This window comes from Streptomyces sp. TRM68367, from assembly GCF_014495685.1.
Classification (GTDB): Bacteria; Actinomycetota; Actinomycetes; order Streptomycetales; family Streptomycetaceae; genus Streptomyces.
This window is the reverse complement of sequence record NZ_JACTVI010000233.1, coordinates 1-2702: the sequence shown is the minus strand read 5'-3', so window position 1 is coordinate 2702 and position 2702 is coordinate 1. Positions and strand designations below refer to the sequence as shown.

1 protein-coding gene is annotated in these 2702 nt (G+C 72.7%); it reads left to right on the top strand.

The window, feature by feature from the left end; genetic code table 11:
- On the top strand, positions 1 to 2702 hold a 2702-nt coding region (locus H8R17_RS45015), incomplete at both ends, for a condensation domain-containing protein (RefSeq protein WP_187828925.1).

Below are 2702 nucleotides of genomic sequence, written 5' to 3'. Positions count from 1 at the left end.
GGAGATCCTGTGCGCTCTGTTCGCTGAGGTGCTGGGTGTGGAGCGGGTCGGGATCGATGACGACTTCTTCGCGCTCGGCGGCCACTCGCTGCTCGTCGTCCAGTTCGTCAGCCGTATCCGCACGATGCTGCGTGCCGAGACCGCCATCCAGCAGGTCTTCGAAACCCCCACCGTGGCGGGGCTGGCCGCGGCCCTCGACCGTGCCGAAGGCGCGCGCGCCTCGGTGACCGCACGTACCCGGCCGCCCCGGGTTCCGCTCTCCTTCGCACAGGAGCGGCTGTGGTTCGTCAACCGCTTCGAGGGCGCCGGCCAGGCGTACAACCTGCCCTTCGCCCTGCGGCTGTCCGGGTCTCTCGACGTGGCCGCGCTGCGGACCGCGTTGGCGGACGTGGTCGCGCGGCACGAGGTGCTGCGGACGGTGTTCGCGGAGGACGAGGACGGTCCGTACCAGGTGGTGCGGGAGGACTCGGCCGTGGACCTGGTCGTGGAGCCGGTGTCCGAGGCGGAGCTTGCGGGCCGGTTGCGGGAGGCGGCCGGGCTCGGCTTCGACCTGTCGGCAGAAGTGCCCCTGCGGGCCCGGCTGTTCGAGCCGGCCGCGAACGAGCACGTGCTGTTGCTGGTGATGCATCACATCGCGGCCGACGGCTGGTCGATGCCGGTGCTCGCCCGCGATCTGAGCCGGGCGTATGCCGCGCGGTGTGCGGGTCAGGCGCCGGTGTGGGCGCCGCTGCCGGTGCAGTACGCCGATTTCGCGCTGTGGCAGCGTGAGGTGCTGGGCGCCGAGGACGACCCGGACAGCGTGGCCTCGCGTCAACTGGAGTACTGGAGCGAGCAGTTGCGCGACATGCCGGAGGAGCTGGAGCTGCCGGCCGACCGGCCCCGGCCCGCCGTCGCCACCTACCACGGCGGCACGGTCGAGTTCACCGTGCCGCAGGAGACGGCGGAGCGTCTGACGCAGGTCGCCCTGGAGAACAGGGCAAGCCTGTTCATGGTGCTCCAGGCGGCGCTCGCGGTGCTGCTGACCCGGCTGGGCGCGGGCACCGACATCCCCGTGGGCACGCCGGTCGCGGGCCGTACCGACGACGCGCTGGACGACCTGGTCGGCTTCTTCGTCAACACGCTGGTGCTGCGCACGGACACCTCGGGTGACCCGGCCTTCACCGACCTCGTGGCCCGGGTACGGGAGACGGACCTGGCGGCCTACGCCCACCAGGACCTGCCCTTCGAGCGCCTCGTCGAGGCGGTCAATCCCCATCGGTCCGCCGCCCGCCACCCGCTCTTCCAGGTGACCCTCGCCATGGGGCCGGACGACCGTGGCCGCGGCTCCGACGCCCTGCGCCTGGACGGTCTGACCGCCACGGGGCTCACCGTCGGTGACGCCACGGCCAAGGTCGACCTCGGTTTCCACATCCAGGACCTGCAGCGCGCACAGACTCCCGGCGGGCTGCTCGGCGCCCTGGAATACAGTGCGGACCTTTTCGACCGGGCGACGGCCGAGGCCTTCGTACGCCGCTACACCCGGATCCTCCAGGCGGTGGCCGCCGAGCCGCTGAGCCGGGTCGGCGCCCTCGACGTGCTGGAGCCCGGCGAGCGCGACCGCCTGCTGGTGGAGTGGAACGGCACGGACCGGGAGACCGGGGGCACGACCCTGCCCGCCCTGTTCGAGGCCCGGGCCGCCGGCACCCCGCAGAACACGGCGGTGGAGTCAGGCGGGCGGCGGCTGACGTACCGCGAGCTGAACGAGCGCGCCAACCGCCTCGCCCACCTGCTCATCCGCCGGGGTATCGGCCCCGAGTGCGTGGTCGCGCTCGCGGTGGACCGGACCGAGCAGTGGATCGTGTCCATGCTCGCGGTCCTCAAGTCGGGCGCCGCCTACCTGCCGCTCGACACCTCCTACCCGGTCGAGCGCTTGCGGTACATGCTCGACGACGCGCGACCCGATCTGGTGCTGGCACAGCGGACGACGCGGTCGCTGGTCACCGCCGAGCCCGCCGACCAGCGGGTGCTGCTCGTGGACGCCGACGACACCGGGGCCGCTCTGGCCGCTGTGCCCGCGACGGACCCGACGGACGAGGACCGGACGGTACCGCTGGCCGCCGACCACCCGGCGTACCTCATCTACACCTCGGGTTCGACGGGGCGGCCCAAGGCCGTGGTGGTGCCGCACAAGGGCGTGACGTCCGTGATGGCGGAGCACATCCGCCAGGCCGCCATCGGCGAGGGCAGCAGGGCCCTCCAGGTCGTCTCGCCGAACTTCGACGCGGCCGTGGCGGACGTGGCTCAGACTCTGCTCTCGGGCGCCACGCTGGTGCTCCCGCCGGTCGGCGAACGCCCGACGGGAGACGAACTGGCCGAACTGATCACGGCCGACCGCATCACCCACATCATGCTGCCGCCGCCGGTGCTGGCCACGGTCCCGGCCGACCGCGTGCCCACCCTCCGCTCGGTGATGACCGGCGGTGAGACCTTCACCGCGGACCTGGCACGCCGGTGGACCGCGGGCGGGCGCCGGGTGATCGACGCCTACGGTCCGACCGAGGCCACCGTCACGGCCACCATGAGCGACCCCCTCGCGCACGGAGAGACCCCGCACATCGGACGTCCGGTGGCGAATACGCGGGTGTTCGTGCTGGACGGGGCGTTGCGGCCGGTGCCGGTGGGTGTGCCGGGTGAGTTGTATGTGGCGGGTGCGGGTCTGGCGA